This is a genomic window from Chryseobacterium paludis, from assembly GCF_025403485.1.
In the GTDB taxonomy this organism is placed as follows: domain Bacteria; phylum Bacteroidota; class Bacteroidia; order Flavobacteriales; family Weeksellaceae; genus Chryseobacterium; species Chryseobacterium paludis.
On the sequence record NZ_CP099966.1, the window covers coordinates 2,702,653 to 2,724,106 of the forward strand.

Consider the following 21,454-nt stretch of genomic DNA (forward strand, 5'->3'; position numbering starts at 1 on the left):
CACCAAAATAAAACAGACTCATAGTGTAACGGTAGCACTCCGGTTTTTGGTACCGTCAGTCGGGGTTCGAATCCCTGTGGGTCTACAAACCATCCTTTTTAAGGGTGGTTTTTGTTTTTCATATGGTTTGCTTTAATTTCATTAATAAATAATCTAATTCAAAAAAGATCTTTCAATAACAGACTAAAATACAATTTGTTATTATTTTATATTGATCAACAAAGAGAATTTTCGCCAAAGATTTTTGCATATAAGGAAAAAATTTATAAATTTGCACCACCAAAAAATAACGCAGACTCATAGTGTAACGGTAGCACTCCGGTTTTTGGTACCGTCAGTCGGGGTTCGAATCCCTGTGGGTCTACAAACCATCCTTTTTAAGGGTGGTTTTTTATTATACTTGCTATTATATCATCAGAAATCATTCTTGACATTCAAAAATAAAAAGTATGACTGGTAAACCAGCCATACCTATATTAAAAACGGTACGTTTTTCACTCGATCACTTTACTATCTTATGAAAGAGCAATTATAGTAAAAACACGAAAATTACAATCTTGAATTAAATTTGATTTGTCCACTTATATCTCTTGAAAAATGATTCATATCACCAGGTCCATTAAGATAATTATAGATAATTCCTTTATCATAATAATTATCTGCAGAACGATACTGATAATTTCCATTAAACCCATTATTGTTAATAGTCGTTGATTTCACTCCTGTTGGCCATGTATCTTTTTCATAAATAACATAATTCAGTGCATCTCCTTGCCACCCGCCAACATTTCCTGGTCCTGGATCCCAAGATCCTGCATATCCACAAACAACATATAATGCTATATTAGGAATCATATATCTTGTGAACTTCTTTACAAACACCTCACCATTCGGATTATTGGTCCACATAATACGAGATAAAGAAGAGTTACAAGGATTTACACTATTGGGTGTATTCCATCCGGTATAGGTTTTAGTCCAGATATCACTTTTCCCGGCCAGGAATGATTCATTATGTTTTCTTATGGTCATATATTCAAAATAAGGCCAATAATGAATTCCGTTCTGGCAACGATCGTCTGGAGGAGGGGGAGGACCTGCAGGATCGGGTTGCTGAGTACGTTGAACATTTTCCTTAGGCAATATTGATAAATCTATCGTATCAACAAAAGTTTCATTTAAAGAGAAAATCCATACTTCTTCATTATTAACAGTGTCTTCATCAATCATTTTTACAAACTCCCAATCTCCAGCAGCATTTAGCTTATATGCTCTTACCGATGTCTGTGTTTCATCACCTGTGTGAAAAGCTACTAAAATTGGATTTGTTGTTCCTATATTACCCGCAGATTTTAGGCCACTATAGTTATAAATAAAGATTTGCGGAAAATATTTATTTCCTTCCAAATCATTGAAAGCCATAAGACTGTTTTTAAATTCATCACTATTATTTAAAGCTGGAATATTTTTGTAAAAAACATCAACTAATGCATTATCATCACCATCAATGTTTTTCTCTAATTCAGTGTATATGACGTGCCTTGATTCATCATTGTTCTGAGCTTCCAAAACGATGGCTTTAGCTGAATTCATTAAGATAGATTCCAAAAAACTCCTTTTGTCATCTAGAGACATGTTTGGTAAATCAGCTTTCATAGCTGTTGGATTTGCTTTTAGATTTGCTGCGGGAGGATCTGGGTCATTATTACAGGATGAAATAATAAGCCCCACCAATACTAAGGATAAAGTAATTTTTTTCATGGCTTTTGAATTTGGTTTAAAGATTCCTTACTTCTTTTTAAGGTTGTTTTTCAGAATTAGTTCCAACCATTAGAGCTATACAAACACTGCTTTTGTTCTATAAAGCAGATATATTCAGCACTTAATTCAACAAATTTTGAATTAATAAATCATATAACAAACCTGGATTTAGCAAGTGTAGAAGATTATCAATTAAGTGTAGCACTTTAGATTGTTTCTGTAATCTGCCTGATTAAAAACAATAAAAAACCTTGACCAAATTCTGATCAAGGTTATTACTTTTATTTTTGTATTATTATTTGAGAAGACTTCCAGCTGGCTGCTGTTGAGTAACACAATGTACCATTCCTCCATTTTCATATAGATTTCTTACATCAATCCCTATTACTTTTCTACCCGGATATTGCTCCTGAATAATTTTATTAGCAACTGCATCATTCGGATCTCCATAGTTAGGAACAAGAACGACATTATTTGCCACATAATAATTTACATACGAACCTTTCTCTTCCAACTGTTTTCCATAAGCCGTTTTTACTTTATTTTTTGTAGCAGGCACATAGATTTTTTTATATTCTTTTCCATTAATGTTTGCCGCAGTATAAAGTGTATTGATATCTTTATCAGAAAGTCCCATATCTGATAAATCTTCTTCATCCATGGTAATCATGGTATTATGATTGATGAATTTCATAAATCCATCAATATGCATATCAGTAACATCCAAACCTGTAACACCATCCAACCAGATCACTTTTGACACTCCATAATAGGTTTCAAACATCTCCTCAGCTTCTTGCTGGGTGATTCCTTTTGTTCTTGTAGCTCCACTTTTCTGACTGATCACTGAACTTTTACACGCCATCAAAACTCCATTTCCATCAGTTTCTACAGCACCACCTTCATTAACCATTTCTTCATTTAAATCAATAACCTTGATACCAAGATCTTTTCCAATACGCTGTGGAATTTGATCACAGTTTTCGGAGTCAAATTTATCCCCCCAACCGTTAAACCCCCAATCTTCAATCAAAAGACGGCCTTGATCATCTTTTACGAAAATAGGTCCGTTATCTCTTATCCATACATCATCAGTAGGATAAATTTTAAAATCAATATTCTTTAACGAAACCTTATTTTGTTCCAATAGGCTAATGATCCTTTTTTTCTCTTTTTCATCATAAGCAATAATGTGCACTTTCTCATTATTCTGTAGCGCTTTGGTCATATCGATCCAGGTCTGTTCTACTCTTTCCCTGTATGTTTTTCCATGTTGATAATGATGTGGCCACTGAAGCCAGGTTCCTTCGTGAGGTGATGATTCTTCAGGGAAATGATAATTCTGTGACATACAAAATATTGAACCTAATGTTAAAAAAAACGTGAAAAATTTATTATTCATAATATTAAAATTTCTTTCCTATAAAAATTCCAAAATCAGCCTCCGTTTCAAAATTATTCCCAGTCTGAGAAATAGTACTACCTAAACCAAATTGCAGCTTTTTTCTGGTCTCTAGTCCCAGTCTGATTATCTGGCCACTACCCTGATGTTGTTTAAAACTAAAATCAGATTCCATAATCAGCATACTGTACAAATTAAAGTGTTCATTAATTTTAGGAGTGTATTCAATTAATGTGTAAAGTCCAAATCCCATTTCTTCACTATCAAAAGAATAAGTTAAGGCTGGAAATAAATTAATTCCAAAATCACCTTTTTCTTTGATAAATGCAAAGCCTGCAGATGGCATAATATCTTCATTAGAAATATAAACCCCCGCAGAAATTCCCCAGTTTTGACTTATATAATAATTGAGGTTTTGATATACTTCCGCATTCAGTTTTTTAGATTCATATCTATAAGAAATCGTTCCTGAAGCAAAATAGTTCCACTTTGATTTAAAATCTTTATCATAGATTCCTAAAACTTCCGATTCTTTAGTTCCTGCATATCCCTGTATAGAAATTTGAGCAGTCACTTCATATGAAAATAGCAGTAAAAGAGGAAATAATATTCTTTTCATTAATCTTGTCTTCTAAATTTTTAAAATAAATTTCTGTTGTTATAGATATTTACTTTTGCAAAATTAGATCATCAGAAAAACAAAAATTGTCCTAAAAGGACAATCTTATGAGTATACAGGAAAATAAACATGAGTAATATTCTCTCCATTTTGAGAATGCATATATTCTTCAATTACCTCTGAATGATCAAGCATTAAAGAAGATTCACCCAACCAAAATCGATAAAAAAGACGATAGGTTTCCAGGATATTTTCAAAATCTCCGTAATGGGTAAATTTTATATATTTTCCACCAAAAATTTCCTTTTTTTGAAACCCTGAAATACTCGAAGAGATTTCACTTATTGCTACTCCATATCTGCAGTGTGAACCACTTGTGATAAGTGGCTGATCACTAATAATCCCATAGGAAGAAATGGAAATACCATTTTCATTTTCAATTGTTTCCCATAGATCATTAATCTCCCGATTATTATAATCTTTGGCTTTAATAAATTTACAATAAACTAAAATTGAATCTTTGTATTTTATTTCATACTGAAAATCAGCTTTGTCATTCTCTATAAATTTATTAAACATATCCTGTTTATTTTTTCTCGCCAATGCCGGTGAAATATGATACTGTTGTTTAAATGCTTTTGAAAAAGACTGAATGTTAAAATAACCAACCTGCCATGAAATATCAGAGACCTTATCTGTTGTATAGATTAGTTTTTTATAGGCATTCTCCAGACGTAGTCGTTTTTGGAATCCGGAAATAGTTTCATTAAAAATTTTAAAAAATATCCGTTGAAAATTTCGATAAGAATAATGGGACATATTCTCAATTTCATAAGCCGTAATTTCTCTGTCAAAATTTTCTTCGATATGATCAACAATCTTCTGGATTTCACTAAAACTTATAAGCATGATCCTACATTTTACAAATTACCATGACTATACAATTTATTCATAAGTATATTAGACTATTAAAGATACAGCATTTTAGGTTATTTTTACTGAGCACAAAAAAAAGGATAAATCAACATCTATCCTTTGTATTGTTTTCATTAAGCCTATCTCTGCATTTTATAAATTTTCGTTCTTTATAAAACGTTCGGCAATTGTATCATAATTGACAAGATCATTCTTCACTGGAAGCATTTTAGAAAAAGAGTCATCATTGATTCTCCATTTATTCTTTATTCCCAAATAATAGATTGCACCAGGATCCTTCTGATCTGCCCAATGTTCTATTTGAGTGAGCTTGGTGTACCCTTTTTTCTTAACCGTAAATCTAAAATCAATCTCGCCTTTTTCAGATTTATTCAGTTTTGAAAAAAAATATCCTTTATCGTCTGTAGAAGCAATAACATTATTATTTTCATCTACAATTGTAGCTCCCATTACCGGTTGCTTTGTTTTAGAATCAATAATAATTCCTGCAATATGAATTTCTCTTGAATTTTCTTGAATTTGGGCATACATAGTAGAAAAAAATGCAGCTACGAAGATCATTAAAAAACCTAGAATTCCTGTTCGTTTTTTCATTTATTAATTATTTAGTTTTAGGTTTATACAATTTATACATTACAAATAAGAAGGTTAACCAAATCGGAATTAAAATTACCTGTATCTCCATTCCTGTGATACACATAAGTACTAAAATTATCAATAAAAAAACAATACAGATATAATTAGAGACAGGATAAAATATAGATGGAAATAGTGTTCTAACTCCATCTTTTATTTTGCTTTTTCTGAATTTTAAATGGGTATAGCATATCATCAACCAGTTGATAATAAGTGTAGATACCACCAAGGCCATTAAATATTCAAAAGCCTTTTCAGGAACTAATTTATTAATGATGATACAGATACCCGCAAAACAAGAGGACACGATAATCGCATTGGTAGGTACGTGATTTTTATTAAGTTTCATTAAGCCTTTGGGAGCGTTTCCTTGCTGAGCCAATCCAAAAAGCATTCGACTATTGCTGTAAACACTACTGTTATAAACTGACAGAGCTGCTGTTAGAACAATTAAATTAAGAATATTTGCAATCAATGAATTGAATTGAATCACTTTCCCAAAAATGGTAAATTCAAGTCCGTTTAGATTTTGAAAAACCATCACGAAAGGGCTTGATCCCTCTGTAATATCTCTCCATGGGCTTAATGCAAATAAAATAACCAAAGCCCCAACATAGAAAATTAAAATCCTATAAATTACCTGATTGGTCGCTTTTGGTATTGTTTTTTCGGGGTTTTTAGCTTCAGCAGCAGTAATCCCAATTAATTCTAATCCGCCAAAAGAAAACATAATCATAGCCATTGCTGCGAAAAGACCTGTATATCCGTTTTCATTTTTATTAAATAATCCTTTTGGGAAAAATCCGCCATCATTCCATAAATTCTGGATGCTCGCTTTCTCACCTCCGCTTCCACTTACCAATAAGTAAATACCAAAAACGATCATAGCAACGATAGCTACTACTTTGATAATTGAAAACCAAAATTCGGTTTCTCCATATACTTTTACAGAAGCGAGATTAAGCGCATTAATCAGCACAAAGAAAACTAAGCTTGAAACCCAGAGTGGAATTTCCGGCCACCAGAAATGAATATAGTGACCAATCGCTGTAAGCTCGGCCATACTCACCAAAATATAAAGAATCCAATAATTCCATCCTGAGGCAAAACCAGGGAAATTCCCCCAATATTTATAGGCAAAATAACTAAAGCTTCCTGATACAGGTTCCTGAACGACCATTTCACCAAGCTGACGCATAATAAAGAAGGCAATAATCCCAGCTAAAGCATATCCTAAAATAACAGATGGACCTGCTAAAACGGCAGCGGGACCGATTCCAAGAAACAGTCCTGTTCCAATAGCGCCACCTAAGGCGATTAATTGAATATGTCGGTTGGTTAGTCCTCTAACCAAAGAGGTATTTTGTTGTGGATTTTGTTCAGTTTTCTCTTCGTGGTTCATAGAATGAATTATTCGCTAAATATATAAAAACTTCACAGAAATTCCCTTCTATAAACAAAGTTCAACGTTCAATTTATTAAACACTCAAGAATTTAGCTAAAATTAGAAAAGTAGAATAATTATAGAAAATTAAATATATTCTTCAGGAATCGGAATATTATTTTGTTTCATATAGTGAATAAGATCATGGTATTTATCTTCATAATCTGTTATTCCACATCGATGAGAAATGCTGCAAATATCTGAGGGCTTAATTTCCAGGATATTTGAAATTTTACTTAAAATATCGAGATTGATCTTTACTTTAGAATTCTCAATATCAGAATAGGCTTTTTGTGAAATCCCCATTTCAAAAGCCATATATTCCTGTGTAAAATCTTTACTTCGTCGAACTTTTCTTATATTTTGACCACATATTTTCATCGTATTTGTTTTAGTAGTTTTTGGTATGGTTTAGAAGGATATCTACTAGCCTCTAACAAAGTTAATAAATACCTTTGGCAAAACATTATACACGTTACATGATATTTATTTCCTAATCAGATTTAGCCTTAAAAACATCAGTATAAAGCTAAATGGTAATAAATATTAATTCTGTACAACAACTATTGGAATTATGGAGACGCAAAAATTTAATTATGACAATAATATTGTCAGAGCATTTCTCTATGCTACTATTGTATTTGGCCTGGTTGGTTTTTTACTTGGTCTTACTGCAGCATTAATGCTCTTCTACCCGGAGTTACCCGAATTTTTATTCGGAACTGATGATACAACGATCCAAAGTTTAAGAAGTGGAAATATCCAGGGATTAATAAACACACAGGGAGCAATGGGATTCGGAAGAATCCGAATGCTTCATACAAGTGCTGTTATTTTTGCTTTTGTCTGTAATTCATTTTTCTGTGGTGCCTATTATAGCATGCAGCGATTATTAAAAACAAGAATGTATAGTGATACCTTGTCATGGATCCACTTCTGGTCATGGCAGATCATGATTATCAGCGTTGTTATAACTTTCTTAATGGGAATTAATACTTCAAAAGAATATGCTGAACACGAATGGCCAATTGATATTTTAATTGCTTTCTCGTGGATCATCTTTGGTATTAATATGTTTGGAACGATTGCCAGAAGAAGGGTCAGACATCTGTATGTTGCCATCTGGTTTTATATTGCAACCTGGATTGCTGTAGCCATGCTTCATATTTTTAATAATCTTGAAGTTCCATTATCATTTACGAGCTGGAAATCCTATTCTGTATATGCGGGAGTAAAAGATGCTCTTGTGCAATGGTGGTATGGTCATAATGCAGTTGCATTTGTACTGACAACTCCGGTATTGGGTTTGATGTATTACTTTATGCCAAAAGCGGCACAGCGTCCTGTATTTTCTTACAAATTATCTATTATCCATTTTTGGTCGCTGATATTCGTATACCTTTGGGCAGGTCCGCATCACCTTCAGTATACAGCGCTTCCGGCATGGGCTCAGGCGGTAGGTACAGGTTTTTCTATTATGCTTATTGCTCCATCTTGGGGAGGCATGCTCAATGGTCTTCTTACTTTAAGAGGAGCTTGGGATAAAGTAAGAGAAAATCCTATCCTTAAATTCTTCGTTGTAGCAGTAACCTGTTATGGAATGGCCACTTTTGAAGGACCACTTTTAGCGACTAAATCTTTAAATAAAATCGGACATTACACCGACTGGGTAATTGGCCACGTTCACCTGGGAGCTCTTGGATGGAATGGTTTTATGGCCTTTGGAGTAATTTATTACCTGATCCCGATCATGTGGAGAACAGAGCTTTGGTCTAAAAAACTGGCCAACTGGCACTTCTGGCTGGGAACTTTAGGAATCATTTTCTACGCTGTTCCGATGTATATTTCAGGATTTACTCAGGGATTGATGTGGAAGCAATTTAACCCGGATGGAACACTATTGTGGAAAAACTGGTTAGATACGGTAACTGCTATTATACCTTACTTCAAAATGAGATTTTTGGGTGGTATCCTTTATCTGTCAGGAGCGATCTTAATGGTTATCAATGTTATTAAAACCATCAAAGCAGGCTCATTCCAGAAAGAAGTTCCGGCAGAAGCACCTGCTTTAGCTAATATTGGAAGCCAAAGAAAAGAGGGTGAAGGTGCTCACCTTTGGCTTGAAAGAACACCAAAACTACTTTCTATATTAGCTTTTATTGTAATCTCAGTTGGTGGATTGGTGGAAATTGTCCCTACCCTGACCATAAAAAGTAATCTCCCTCAAATTACTGCTGTAAAACCATATTCACCACTGGAACTTGAAGGCAGGGATCTGTATATCCGTGAGGGTTGTAATTCCTGTCACTCCCAAATGGTCAGACCATTCAGAGATGAAGTGATGAGATTTGATGGTAAAAATGGACAATACTCTAAAGCGGGAGAGTTCGTATATGATCGTCCATTCCTATGGGGATCTAAAAGAACAGGACCCGACTTACATAGGGAAGGAAGTAGAAATCCAGATTCATGGCATTTTAAACATATGTACAATCCAAGAATTACTTCAGCAGGATCTATCATGCCTCGTTTCCCGTGGTTAATTACCAATAAACTTGACCGTTCTGAAATGGTTAGCAAAATGGAATTAATGAAAAACACTTTTGACATTCCTTACACAAAAGCTCAGATAGACTCGGCCAATCAATGGGCAGACAATCAATCTAAAGCTATTGTAAAAAGAATCTATTCTGAAGCAACTGACGTAAAAGATCAGGTGCAGAAAGACAAGATAACAAAAGGTCCGGCATTCGTTCCTCTTGAACAAAGAGAAATTATTGCCATGATCGCCTATTTGCAAAGATTGGGTACAGATATCAAAACCACCGATATTAAAACTGCAAGTGTTGACTAACTATTAAAATCAATGTAAAATGAAAACGAGAACACCCATTTCAATATATATCATTGTAACCATCGGGCTAACCATTATGGCATTTGAGATGTTCGCACAGGATTCGGGTTATTTCACATCTCCTTTCTTCTGGGCATTATTACTCATTGCAATCATCCTGCTTTTGATTATGAATTCTATAGGAGATCTGGTGGAAAATGAACAGTTCAGCAGATTAACAGAAAATGAAAAGAAAGAATATCTGACAGAAAAGAATATTTCCTATTTTCAAAAGCTTTGGAATTCTGCGTTTAAGAAACAGTCGCAGACTGAAGAAAAAGACATTCTCATCGATCATGGTTTTGATGGAATTACTGAACTTGATAATTCTTTACCAAAATGGTGGATTGGATTATTCTATTTTGGAATTGTCTTCTGCGCCATCTATATGATTGCTTTTGCATTTACAGATTACGCGCATCCTGATGTGGAATATGACAAGGAAACAAAAACGATGCTTGCATCGATTGTAGAATATGAAAAAAATGCACCTACTATTGATTTAGAAACAGCAAAATACAGTGCTGACAATATCGCAGAAGGTGAACAGCTTTTCAAAACCAACTGTGTAACCTGCCATGGAGATGGTGCAAAAGGAGGAATCGGACCAAATCTTACTGATAAGCACTGGATTAATATCAAAGAAAAAAGCCTTTTTAAGAATGTTTTCTGGATGCTTGAAAACGGTTCTCCAAATAATCCTACCATGAGACCTTTCATTAAGGAAGGAACGATCACAGGAAGGGATGCCGAAAAAATTGCAGCTTACATATACCATATCAATCAGGAAACAAGTCCGATTACCCAAGCTCTGGGCGGGGCGGCTCCACAAGGAGAAGAAGTAAAATGGGAAAACAATAATGAATAAATATTTAACTAAAACTATCACTATATCATGCCCCCTTTTATCACTAACTAACATTAAATTTCATTTTTCTAAACCTTTTCATACTTTGAAAAATGTATAAAAAGGGGGCTTTTTAAACTAAAAAATAAATCCAAGCCTTGACTGTTGTCTCAACTAATTCACTTCACTTCGATTCAACTAAAATTCCATAAAAGGCAGTCAAGGCAGGATTTTTGCATTCGCAAAGGGGTACCACATCGGGTAATTTTTTAAATAGTATTATTATCTTTGTTATAAACCCTATCACATTTGAAACTAAAAATTAATAAAAGAAAACTCCTGAGGCGCTTTGCCATTACCATTATATCAATATTGGTACTTCTTGCCCTACTTATACTAAGTTTGCGTCTTCCAGCGGTTCAAAACTTTATTAAAGACAAACTTATTGTCTACCTCGAGAAAAAAATCAAAACAAAAGTCAGCCTTGAAAAGGTTTATATAGGATTCCCTAACAGTCTTGTTATGGAAAATCTTTATTTAAAAGGTCAGGATATTGATACCCTTCTAGCTGTTAAAAAACTGGATGTTGGATTAAATATGCTTAAACTCATCAATTCTACTGCGGATATTACTTCTGTCGATCTTGAAGGTGTGAAGGCTAATGTGGTCAGAAAAAAACATGGGAAATTTAATTTCGATTATATTATTGATGCTTTTGCCACTTCAGATAAGGAAGAAAGCCCTTCAAAACCATTTATTATTTCACTTGATAAAATCAACTTAAAAGATATTGGGGTTACTTTTAATGATCAGCAATCAGGAAATGACATAAAATTATACTTCAAATCTTTCGATACAAGAGTAAAAACTTTTGATTTAAATAAAAATAATTACGCAGTCAATGACATTAATCTGGATGGATTAAAACTAAAATTAAAACAAGATCTCGTAGAAGAAGTTTCGAAGAAAGTTGAGAAAAAAGTTGATTCTTTAAATCAGAAAAAATCAATGAATATTGGTTTGAGAGGAATCAAACTAACCAATTTTGATATTGATTACGGTGATGACAATACAAAAACTTTTGCAAAGGTTTTATTTAAAGAACTAAGTACAAAGGTCAATAAACTGGATCTGGATAATAATTCCTATAATGTGTCAAATATTATTCTTTCCGGAGCAGATATCAATGCCAATCTTTATTTACCTGCCCAAAATGCTAATCCAAAAAAAGAAGAAGCCACCTCACCAGGAAGCTCAGAAAAGGAAAAAGCAATGAAAGTACTTTTGGGTAAACTGGTTCTTAATGATGTAAAAGTAGCTTACCATAATACCGCAATCGCTCCTACCAAACAGGGGATGGACTTCAACCACCTTAATTTTTCAAAAATGAATGTTGAGGTCCGAAGTTTCAAAATGGAAAACAACACCTTTGCAGGAACGGTAAATTCAGCAGAAATCCAGGAAGGACGTGGTCTGGATATTCAAAAATTTAACACAGATTTTGTTTATGGAGAAAAGGAAGCCTATCTTAAAGATCTATACTTACAGACTCCAAAAACAATATTAAGAGATGAGGTTATTTTACAATATAATTCTATTGAACAGCTGACTTCTAATCTTGGGGCCGTAAAAATATCTGCTAATATCCATGATTCTAAAATAGGTTTTTCTGACATTCTAAATTTAGTTCCGACCTTAGGAAACACTGTTCCATTCAATAAATACCCCAATACCATACTTGCTGTAAATGCAAATGTAAAAGGAAGTGTGAATGATTTATTGATTCAGGATTTAAAAGTTGCAGGATTGGATCAGTTAAGGGTTGCAGCATCAGGAAGAATCAGAAATGCCATGAACCCTGATCAATTGTATTATGATTTAAAAATTGAAGAATTTTCTTCATCAGCAAAAACGATCTATAATCTGGTTCCTAAAAATACTATACCATCCAATATTTCATTACCTTCTAATTTCAGTATAAAAGGAACTGCAAAAGGAACTACCAAACTGGTCAATACCAATCTTAATCTTTATTCTACTCTAGGGAATGCAGCTATCATTGCCAATGTAGATATGCGTAGAAAAAATTACGAATTATATGATATAAAAGCCAATCTTCAAGGAATACAGGTTGGAAAGATCATTCAGAATAAAGATATTGGATCAGTTACTGCACAGATTTCCGCAAAGGGAGAAAGTTTTGATTTCAAAAAAGCAAAAGCGGATCTTAAGGGTCATGTTGCTTCCGCCACATATAAAGGCTATCAGTACCGCGACATGAATTTGACCGGAAAAATAAATAATGGTGCTTATCATATTCTTTTAGATTCTAATGATCCGAATGCCAATCTGAAATTGACCGCTTCCGGAGTTTATAATGAGAAGAATCCTACAGTAAAGGTTAATGGAGATATTATCAAACTAGATCTTAATAAACTTGGGTTCTATGAAAAACAAATGATCATTGGAGGGAAAATTGATGGTGACTTCACCAATCTGGACCCTGATCATTTGAATGGATATTTAAATCTTCAGAACTTCGCATTTTCAGATACCAAAGAGGTTTATCCTATTCAGGAAGTACATTTGAAAGCAAGTTCAGCAAATGATTCAACGAATATTGTTTTCAATTCTCAAATCGCAGATGTAGAACTGAAAGGAAAATATAAATTGACTCAGATATTTGGATCATTAACCCAAACTATTAATCAATATTATCAATTTCAGAAACCCGATAAAACTCAAAAGATTGATGCTGGTCAGTATTTTACATTTAATGCGAAGGTTAAAAATGACGATCTGATCAGAAAATTTGTTCCTGATCTGAAAAGTTTTGAAACCATCAATTTAGTTGGAAATTACAATGCCGATTCTCAAAAGATTGAAATTGATGGACAGATCCCACAGTTATTATACGGAGAGAATTCAATTGAAAATGCAACGTTAAAAGTAACCAACGAGAATCAGGCATTACAATACAACCTGAATGTTGCTGCCCTAAAAAGTTCGAGTCTTGCTTTAAATAAAATTAATATCGGAGGTGATGTTTCGAACAATATCATTAATTACAATATCACAACCAAAGATCAAAAAGATGTTACTCAATTTCTGATTGCCGGAAATGCAAAATCATTAAATGACATTACAGAAGTTTCTCTGAATCCGGATGGTTTAAAATTAAATTATAATGACTGGACAGTTGCTGAAGGAAATAAAATCCAAATTGGCAGTAAGGGGATTGTAGCTGATAATTTTAAACTTTCAAATGCCGGAAGTGAGATTTCTCTGCAGTCAGAAAGTGAATCTGCCAACAGTCCTTTAAATATCTCATTGAAAGATTTCAAAATCGAAACCATCACCGAGATCATTAAGAAAGACTCTCTTTTAGCTAAAGGAACCATTAACGGGACTGCTCAGCTTCGGGATTTAACAAAAGATATGACATTCACTTCTGATCTCAATATTTCAGATCTGTTCGTGTATGGAAATCCAATTGGAAATCTAGCTGTAAAGGTAAACAGCACATCATCTAAACTTTTAAATGCTGATATTGCGCTTTCCGGAAATAACAATGATGTGAAAATTGCTGGAAATTACAACACTTCTTCCAGCACATTTGATCTGAATATGGCCATCAATAAGCTTCAGATGAAAAGTGTTCAAGGATTCTCCATGAATGCCATTACCAATACAGAGGGTTATCTTTCCGGAAATCTGAATATAACCGGGAGTACAGATAAACCTAATATCTTGGGTAAAGTGAAATTTAATAATGTAGGTCTTGAAATCGCTAAAACGGGAAGTGATTTCAGAAAGCTGAATGATGAAATTGATTTTACAAACAGAGGCATTGAGTTTAATAAATTTAAAATCAATGATAAAGATGGAAATGCACTTGTTGTAAACGGTCAGGTTCTTACACAAACATATCGGGATTTCGCATTCAACCTTGATGTTAATGCTAAAGGTTTCAAGGTAGTCAATTCTGAAAAATCTAATGACGCCATGATGTATGGAACACTTGCGATTGATGCGGGGTTACATATTCGAGGAAACTTAGACTTACCAAAAGTGGATGGAAGATTGGCTGTGACTGACAATACAGATTTCACTTTTGTACTGCCTCAATCCAGTCCTTCATTACAGGAAAGAGATGGAATTGTAGAATTTGTAGATCAGGATCAGGTTGTTCTCAATAAGACCATTAAAGCCGATTCCTTAAAAGCGCAAAGCCGTATTAAAGGAATGGATGTAAGTGTAAATATCGAAGTAAGCAAAGAAGCTAAAATGTCGATCATCATCGATAAAGCCAACGGTGATTTTGTACAACTTCAGGGGGAAGCACAACTAACTGGTGGGGTTGATCCATCAGGAAAAACGACTTTGGTTGGAGTATATCAGGTAGAAAAAGGATCTTATGACCTTTCCGTAAGTTTACTTAAAAGAAAATTTGACATTCAGAAAGGAAGCACCATTACCTGGACAGGAGAACCTACTGCAGCGATTATGGATATTACTGCCGTCTATAAAGCTGACGTAGCACCTATCGATCTTGTAGAACAACAGATAAGTGGTGAAAGTTCTTCGACTATCAATCAATTTAAACAAAGAATCCCTTTCAATACTTTATTAAAAATGAGTGGTGAATTGCTGAAACCGCAGATTACATTTGATATTACCACTGATAAAAAAAATAGTTCTGTTTCATCAACAGTAACAGATCTTGTTGATCAAAAACTTACCCAGCTCAGAACTCAGGAATCTGAAATGAATAAACAGGTTTTTGCTCTATTATTATTGAATCGTTTTATAGGTGAAAACCCCTTCCAAAGCGGCGCAGGAATGTCTGCTGAGGCAATGGCAAGACAGAGTGTAAGTAAAATTCTTTCCCAACAGCTAAATAACCTTGCTTCAGGCTTGATTAAAGGGGTAGACTTAAATTTTGGACTGGACTCCTCTGAAGATTATTCTACCGGGCAAAAAAATACGAGAACTGATCTTAATGTAGATATCAGCAAAAAACTATTGAATGATCGTCTTAAAGTTACGGTAGGAAGTAATTTCGGTTTGGAAGGTGATGCCAGACAAAATGAGACTACGAACAACATTGCGGGAAATGTAACGGTAGATTACAGCCTCTCCAAAGACGGCAGGTATATGTTGAGAGCTTATCGTAAAGATGAATATCAGGTGGCTCTGCAAGGACAAATTATTGAAACCGGAGTTGGATTTATCATCACATTGGATTATGATCAATTCCGTGATATTTTCAAAAAATCAAAAAAAGACAGACCGAAAAAAGAAAATAAGAATAACCAAGTGGTAGAATTTAAATAAATGGGAAATAAACTCAAAAAATACTTTACATATTTTTTCGCTTCAGGACTTACTGCAGTTAGTCTTTCGTGTAGCAATACCAGATTTCTTAAGGAAGGGCAGATGCTTTATACCGGCGCAGAAGTAAAGATTGACAATGATACCATCCCTAAAAAAGATAAAAAAGAACTTCAGGCTGCTCTGGAGGAAAATCTAATTCCTAAACCGAACTCAACCCTACTTGGGCTACGTCCCAGGTTATACTTTTACAATATTGCCAAAGAACCTAAAAAAGATAAGGGTTTCAACTACTGGTTAAAATACAAGATCGGTGAAAAACCGGTTCTATTAGGTGATGTTGATCGTGAATTCAATAAAGATATCATTGTCAACTATTCTGAAAATAAGGGATATTTTAACGCTAAAGCAACCTATGATACGATTTCAAAAAACAAGAAGGCAAGAGTTATTTATACTCTAAAACCTGGTGCTCAGTATTTAATCAGTAGTGTGAAATTTCAGCAGGATTCTTCTGTGGTCAACCATGAGATTCAAAATTTAAAAGAAAAAACCCTGCTTAAAAATGGAAATCCGTTTGATCTGGGCGTTATCAAAACTGAGCGGGATCGAATTGATAATGGTTTGAAGGAAAAGGGTTTTTATTATTTCCATCCCGATAATATTATTGTTCAGGCAGACAGTACAGTGACCAAGAATCATAAAGTAGAGCTTAATGTAAAATTAAAAGAGGACACTCCTGATCTGGCTACCCAACAATTCAGTATCGACAAAGTGATTGTTTTCCCTACTTATAATCTTCAGGATGTAAAAAAGGGTAAATACAGTGTTCCAATGAACAAGGATTCTCTTTCAAAGTATGCTTATAATGACATATATGTGATTGACCCACAACATAAATTTAAACCTAAAATTTTCGATAGGGCATTATACTTTGAGAAAGGAGATTTGTACAACCGTACCGATCACAATCTTTCATTAAACCGTTTAATCAGCTTAGGCGTTTTTAAATTTGTAAAAAATGAATTCATTGTTTCAGATTCTCTACAGCATAAATTTGATGCTTACTATTTATTGACGCCAAGAGAAGTACAATCTCTTCGTCTGGAAGCTTTAGGAAGAACCAATTCTGCCAGCTATGCAGGTAGTGAGTTGAATCTAAACTGGACGCATCGAAATTTTTTCAAAGGTGCTGAACAATTTAAAGCAGCTATTTATGGAGCTTTTGATGTACAGATGGGTGGCCAGTCACAGGCTAAAAACATGTATCGTGCCGGAGCAAATGTACAGTTGTCTATTCCTAGAATAGTTGCCCCATTCAGATTCCACTCTTCCAGCGCTTTTGTCCCAAGGACCAATATAACTCTTGGGTATGAATTCCAAAACCGTACTGAATATTACACACTTAATAATTTTACAGCTTCATTCGGATATGTATGGAAGGAAAATGCAAGAAAAGAACATGACTTAAAAGTTCTAGATATAACTTTAGTTTCACCAGCTAATGTCACTCCATTATATCAATCAATAGCGACTACTCCTGCTATGCAAAGAGTAGTCGAAGAGCAACTTATTTTTGGTCCTACTTATTCATATACCTATACGAATACTATGTTGCCAAAAACAAATACCTTCTATTACAAGGGCACACTTGATTTGGCGGGAAATATTACAGGCTTAGTAACAGGAGCCAGCGCAAAAAAAGGGAAACAAAAAGAAATCTTTGGAGTTCCGTTCAGTCAGTATGCAAAAATGGAAAACGATTTCAGATTCTATCACAAGTTTTCAGAAAAAACTAACTTCGCTTCACGAATTATAGCCGGTATTGCTTACCCTTATGGGAATTCAGAATACATCCCTTTTTCCAAACAATTTTTTGTAGGCGGAAGTAACAGTATTCGAGCGTTTCGAGCAAGAACCTTAGGACCTGGAAGCTATGATCCAAGAGGCTTAAATGAGAAGCTTTCGTTTGATCAATCGGGGGATATCAAATTAGAGATGAATGCAGAATATCGTGCTAATCTTTATAAATTTTTAAATGTAGCCGCGTTTATAGACGCTGGAAATGTTTGGTTAATTAAGGATAAGGACAATGACCGCCCAGGTGGAACATTTTCAAAAGATTTTTTGAGTGAAATTGCTGTAGGTGCCGGAGTTGGTCTAAGACTTGATTTCTCAATATTAATTTTAAGATTAGACTTAGCAATGCCCCTTCGTGTTCCTTACTATGAAAAAGGAGACAGATGGACTTTTAACAGGATCAATTTTGGAGATGGCAGCTGGAGAAAAGATAATCTTGTTTTAAATATAGCAATCGGATATCCATTTTAATATGATCAACAATATAAAATTTTTCTGGGAGGTTTTAAAAGACACATTTGCAGAATGGAACAGTTCTACCGCATCAAGAGATTCGGCGAGTTTAGCATATTATGCGATCTTTTCTATTCCGGGATTATTAATTATTATCATATGGATTGCCGGAAACTTTTTCGGGGAAGAAGCCATCCGTGGGCAGATCAGTACTCAGATCAGTGGATTGATGGGAAATGATGTTGCCAAAAGTGTAGAAAATATGATTGCCGGCGCATTGATCGACAAACAGAACATTTTCATGAAGGCAGTAGGAATAGGCTCTTTGGTCTTTGGTTCCACCACATTATTTTTTCAATTGCAACATTCTTTAAATACCCTTTGGGATGTACAATCAGCACCAAAAAAAGCATTAATTAAATTTCTTCTTGACAGAGCCAATTCCCTGGGAATGATCCTCATCCTTGGATTTTTATTAATGATCACCATGATCCTTTCTTCAGCAATAAGCCTTTTTAATACCTGGATCACAAATTATTTTGGTTTTGAAACTTATATGCTGGTGGAATTGGTAAATTTTGCTGTTGGCTTTGCTCTTGTGATGCTGTTATTCGCCCTAATGTTTAAATTTCTACCTGATGTACAAATCAACTGGAGACCGGTCTGGAAAGGTGCTATATTGACGACCCTTTTGTTTACATTAGGTAAGTTTTTATTGAGTCTTTACTTTAGTAATTTCAAACCAACCTCAACTTTTGGAACCGCAGGAACTGTTATTCTTATTATGATGTGGATCAATTATTCCTGTATGCTGATATTTTTCGGAGCAGAATTTACAAAAGTATACTCTTACAAAAGAGGATATAAAATTGTTCCTTCCAAACATGCCAAGTGGAGTGACGCCAAATTATATGAAGACAGTCACAAAAATCAACCTAAACAAAACGAATCTGCTTCATAAAAAAGCCTCTTGAATTCAAGAGGCTGATATTTTACATTCTGTTTACGGTTCCTATTCCCAGTAATCCTAAAGATTTCTTTATTGTCTGAGCCGTTAGATCTGATAGATTTAATCGGGTCTGTTTTACATTCTCATCTTCCTGAATCATAATAGGATTATTCTGATAGAAAGAATTGTAAGATTTTACAAGATCGTAAAGGTAATTAGCAACTAAGGCTGGGCTTAATGTTTCTGCTGCTCTAGCAACTACCGTTTTATAATTGGCTAATTGCATGATCAGTTCCTTTTCAGATTGATTTAATTCAACATTAGCTACTTCTTTTTGAGCGTACATTGCTTTTGTTAATAAAGATTGAATACGAGCATAGGTATATTGAATAAAAGGACCTGTATTTCCGTTAAAATCAATACTGTCTGCCGGGTTAAACAGCATTTTTTTCTTAGGATCTACCTTTAGCATAAAATACTTTAATGCTCCCAATCCAACAGTCTCGTAGGATGTTTCTTTATCTTCATCAGACAGGTGTTCAAGTTTTCCTAATTCCTGCGCCTTAGATTTCGCTGTTGCATACATTTCCTGCATCAAATCATCAGCATCTACAACAGTTCCTTCACGGGATTTCATTTTTCCTTCAGGAAGTTCCACCATTCCATAAGATAAGTGGAATAATTGATCAGCCCAGGCATAGCCTAATTTTTTCAGGATTTTAAATAAAACCTGGAAATGATAATCCTGTTCATTCCCTACCGTATAAATTAGCTTTTGAATATTATTTTGCTTAAATCTTTCAACCGCAGTTCCCAAGTCCTGAGTCATATAAACAGAAGTCCCATCAGAGCGTAATAAAAGCTTTTGATCCAATCCTTCATCTGTAAGATCACACCAAACCGATCCGTCTTCTTTTTGATATAGAATCCCTTTCTCCAAGCCTTCCTGGATAAGATCCTTTCCTAAAATATAGGTATTGCTTTCGTATTGAACCTGGTCAAAATCAACGCCTAGTCTCTTATAAGTTTCATTAAACCCTTTATAGACCCAAGAGTTCATTTCATTCCACAGGCTTCTTACTTTTTCATCACCATTTTCCCAGTCCAGCAACATCTTTTGAGCTTCCTTCATTAAAGGAGCCTCTTTCTTCGCCTCATCCTCTCCTATTCCCTTCTCAACAAGCTCGGCTATTTCTTTTTTGTAATTTTTATCAAATTCTACATAATAATTTCCAACAAACTTATCTCCTTTGGTATGGGTTGTCTCAGGTGTTTCCCCATTTCCAAACTTTTCCCAAGCCAACATCGATTTACAAATATGAATCCCTCTATCATTAATGATCTGTGACTTGATCACATCATATCCTGCCTCTTTTAGAATTTGAGCAACAGAGAAACCTAATAAATTATTTCTAATATGTCCTAAATGCAGTGGTTTGTTAGTATTTGGAGAAGAATATTCTACCATCACTGTTGCATCTTTCTTTTCAATTTTTGAGAAACCATCAGTTACAGATCTCAATTGATCTACAAAGAATTGGTTTTTAACTTTAACATTCAGAAATCCTTTAACCACATTAAAGCTTTCAAACACATCTGTTTGTGCTGTTAAAGATTCTCCTAATTCTATTCCTATACTTTCGGGATTTTTCTTTAATTGTTTAACTAGTGGAAAGGTAACAATCGTAAAATCTCCTTCATACTCAGTTTTATTTTCCTGAACCTCCAGATTAATTTCTTTTAACTGATATACATTTAAAATGACTTCCGAAAGTTTTTCCTCTATTATATCTTTAATATTCATGTTCTAATTTTGAAATACAAATATACGGAAATAAAAAAACCGCCCGAAGGCGGTTTATTATAGAAATACTATTGTTTTATAAAAATTAAAACGGCTTCATCATTTCCAGGCACATTATCTAAATTTTTAGAATTATCATATACCCTAAGCTCAGTAGTGGAAAATGACTCTACCTCCTTTTTAAGAGTTTTAACTGCTCCACCTTCATTATATGTAAGTGTAAGAGTACTATATAGATTGTCATAGCCCCATTTACCAGCAAAGGAATCAAATTTAGTACAGTTACCTGAAGTAGAAAGATCATATCTTTCATAAACTCCAGTAAAATCTGCATTGATCAATAGCTGACCTTTGAGACCACAATCATTTACCATATAAGTTTTACCCCTGAATTCATATTTATAGGGTTTCCAATTTCCATTGATGCTTACATTGTCTACAATATTGTTATTATCGTCATCATTGGAGCATGAAATAATGCACATTAAAAAAAAGAATCCTATTAAAAATTTCATA

14 protein-coding genes and 2 tRNA genes are annotated in these 21,454 nt (G+C 34.2%); 7 read left to right on the forward strand and 9 right to left on the reverse strand.

The features are described 5' to 3' along the window. The first annotated feature begins 14 nt into the window (after positions 1–14). Positions 15–85: transfer RNA gene (locus NG806_RS12215), tRNA-Gln, on the forward strand. A gap of 208 nt (positions 86–293) precedes the next feature. Continuing rightward, positions 294–364 (forward strand) — tRNA-Gln (locus NG806_RS12220). A gap of 185 nt (positions 365–549) precedes the next feature. Here NG806_RS12220 and NG806_RS12225 read toward each other — a convergent pair. From NG806_RS12225 to NG806_RS12255, 7 genes are all read right to left on the reverse strand, one after another. After that, the gene (locus NG806_RS12225; protein WP_261509853.1) at positions 550–1,761 is read right to left on the reverse strand and encodes a hypothetical protein; all 1,212 of its coding nucleotides are present in this window, start codon (positions 1,759–1,761) and stop codon (positions 550–552) included. A 295-nt stretch (positions 1,762–2,056) separates the two neighbouring features. Beyond that, positions 2,057–3,112: an agmatine deiminase family protein gene (locus tag NG806_RS12230; RefSeq protein ID WP_251040530.1), complete on the reverse strand. Its 1,056-nt coding sequence runs from the start codon at positions 3,110–3,112 to the stop codon at positions 2,057–2,059. A gap of 55 nt (positions 3,113–3,167) precedes the next feature. Beyond that, entirely contained in the window at positions 3,168–3,782 is a 615-nt protein-coding gene (locus NG806_RS12235) for a hypothetical protein (protein ID WP_261509854.1), read from the reverse strand. Positions 3,783–3,887: 105 nt separating this feature from the next. Beyond that, a complete protein-coding gene (locus NG806_RS12240) occupies positions 3,888–4,691 on the reverse strand; it encodes an AraC family transcriptional regulator (RefSeq protein WP_214828163.1) in 804 nt (267 codons plus the stop codon). A gap of 159 nt (positions 4,692–4,850) precedes the next feature. Beyond that, positions 4,851–5,312 (reverse strand): carboxypeptidase-like regulatory domain-containing protein, encoded by a 462-nt coding sequence (locus NG806_RS12245; RefSeq protein ID WP_261509855.1) that lies wholly within the window; start codon positions 5,310–5,312, stop codon positions 4,851–4,853. Between the two features lie 7 nt (positions 5,313–5,319). Continuing rightward, a complete protein-coding gene (locus NG806_RS12250; RefSeq protein WP_261509856.1) occupies positions 5,320–6,756 on the reverse strand; it encodes an amino acid permease in 1,437 nt (478 codons plus the stop codon). Positions 6,757–6,885: 129 nt separating this feature from the next. Next, entirely contained in the window at positions 6,886–7,179 is a 294-nt protein-coding gene (locus NG806_RS12255) for a helix-turn-helix domain-containing protein (protein WP_214828156.1), read from the reverse strand. Between the two features lie 193 nt (positions 7,180–7,372). Here NG806_RS12255 and ccoN point away from each other — a divergent pair, with 193 nt between their 5' ends. From ccoN to NG806_RS12280, 5 genes are all read left to right on the forward strand, one after another. Further along, positions 7,373–9,652 (forward strand): cytochrome-c oxidase, cbb3-type subunit I, encoded by a 2,280-nt coding sequence (ccoN, locus tag NG806_RS12260; protein WP_261509857.1) that lies wholly within the window; start codon positions 7,373–7,375, stop codon positions 9,650–9,652. A gap of 19 nt (positions 9,653–9,671) precedes the next feature. Continuing rightward, positions 9,672–10,559: a cbb3-type cytochrome c oxidase N-terminal domain-containing protein gene (locus tag NG806_RS12265; protein ID WP_261509858.1), complete on the forward strand. Its 888-nt coding sequence runs from the start codon at positions 9,672–9,674 to the stop codon at positions 10,557–10,559. A 288-nt stretch (positions 10,560–10,847) separates the two neighbouring features. Beyond that, the gene (locus NG806_RS12270; protein ID WP_261509859.1) at positions 10,848–15,875 is read left to right on the forward strand and encodes a translocation/assembly module TamB; all 5,028 of its coding nucleotides are present in this window, start codon (positions 10,848–10,850) and stop codon (positions 15,873–15,875) included. Further along, positions 15,876–18,203 carry a translocation and assembly module lipoprotein TamL gene (gene tamL, locus NG806_RS12275; protein WP_214828146.1) on the forward strand — a complete coding sequence of 776 codons (2,328 nt, stop codon included), beginning with the start codon at positions 15,876–15,878 and terminating at the stop codon, positions 18,201–18,203. Between the two features lies 1 nt (position 18,204). Beyond that, positions 18,205–19,146: a YihY/virulence factor BrkB family protein gene (locus NG806_RS12280; RefSeq protein ID WP_214828141.1), complete on the forward strand. Its 942-nt coding sequence runs from the start codon at positions 18,205–18,207 to the stop codon at positions 19,144–19,146. 31 nt (positions 19,147–19,177) lie between these two features. Here NG806_RS12280 and argS read toward each other — a convergent pair whose 3' ends face one another. Together argS and NG806_RS12290 are read right to left on the reverse strand one after the other, a co-directional pair. Beyond that, positions 19,178–20,938: an arginine--tRNA ligase gene (argS, locus tag NG806_RS12285; RefSeq protein WP_261509861.1), complete on the reverse strand. Its 1,761-nt coding sequence runs from the start codon at positions 20,936–20,938 to the stop codon at positions 19,178–19,180. 68 nt (positions 20,939–21,006) lie between these two features. Then, positions 21,007–21,453 (reverse strand): lipocalin-like domain-containing protein, encoded by a 447-nt coding sequence (locus NG806_RS12290; protein ID WP_214828136.1) that lies wholly within the window; start codon positions 21,451–21,453, stop codon positions 21,007–21,009. Between the last annotated feature and the right edge of the window lies 1 nt (position 21,454).

What these genes read in the sequence shown, in the direction of transcription:
- NG806_RS12250 (WP_261509856.1), bottom strand. Translation starts at nt 6,756, where the DNA reads ATGAACCACGAAGAGAAAACTGAACAAAATCCACAACAAAATACCTCT.
- NG806_RS12225 (WP_261509853.1), bottom strand. Translation starts at nt 1,761, where the DNA reads ATGAAAAAAATTACTTTATCCTTAGTATTGGTGGGGCTTATTATTTCA.
- NG806_RS12290 (WP_214828136.1), bottom strand. Translation starts at nt 21,453, where the DNA reads ATGAAATTTTTAATAGGATTCTTTTTTTTAATGTGCATTATTTCATGC.
- NG806_RS12245 (WP_261509855.1), bottom strand. Translation starts at nt 5,312, where the DNA reads ATGAAAAAACGAACAGGAATTCTAGGTTTTTTAATGATCTTCGTAGCT.
- NG806_RS12235 (WP_261509854.1), bottom strand. Translation starts at nt 3,782, where the DNA reads ATGAAAAGAATATTATTTCCTCTTTTACTGCTATTTTCATATGAAGTG.
- NG806_RS12255 (WP_214828156.1), bottom strand. Translation starts at nt 7,179, where the DNA reads ATGAAAATATGTGGTCAAAATATAAGAAAAGTTCGACGAAGTAAAGAT.
- tamL (WP_214828146.1), top strand. Translation starts at nt 15,876, where the DNA reads ATGGGAAATAAACTCAAAAAATACTTTACATATTTTTTCGCTTCAGGA.
- NG806_RS12230 (WP_251040530.1), bottom strand. Translation starts at nt 3,112, where the DNA reads ATGTCACAGAATTATCATTTCCCTGAAGAATCATCACCTCACGAAGGA.
- argS (WP_261509861.1), bottom strand. Translation starts at nt 20,938, where the DNA reads ATGAATATTAAAGATATAATAGAGGAAAAACTTTCGGAAGTCATTTTA.
- NG806_RS12280 (WP_214828141.1), top strand. Translation starts at nt 18,205, where the DNA reads ATGATCAACAATATAAAATTTTTCTGGGAGGTTTTAAAAGACACATTT.
- ccoN (WP_261509857.1), top strand. Translation starts at nt 7,373, where the DNA reads ATGGAGACGCAAAAATTTAATTATGACAATAATATTGTCAGAGCATTT.
- NG806_RS12265 (WP_261509858.1), top strand. Translation starts at nt 9,672, where the DNA reads ATGAAAACGAGAACACCCATTTCAATATATATCATTGTAACCATCGGG.
- NG806_RS12240 (WP_214828163.1), bottom strand. Translation starts at nt 4,691, where the DNA reads ATGCTTATAAGTTTTAGTGAAATCCAGAAGATTGTTGATCATATCGAA.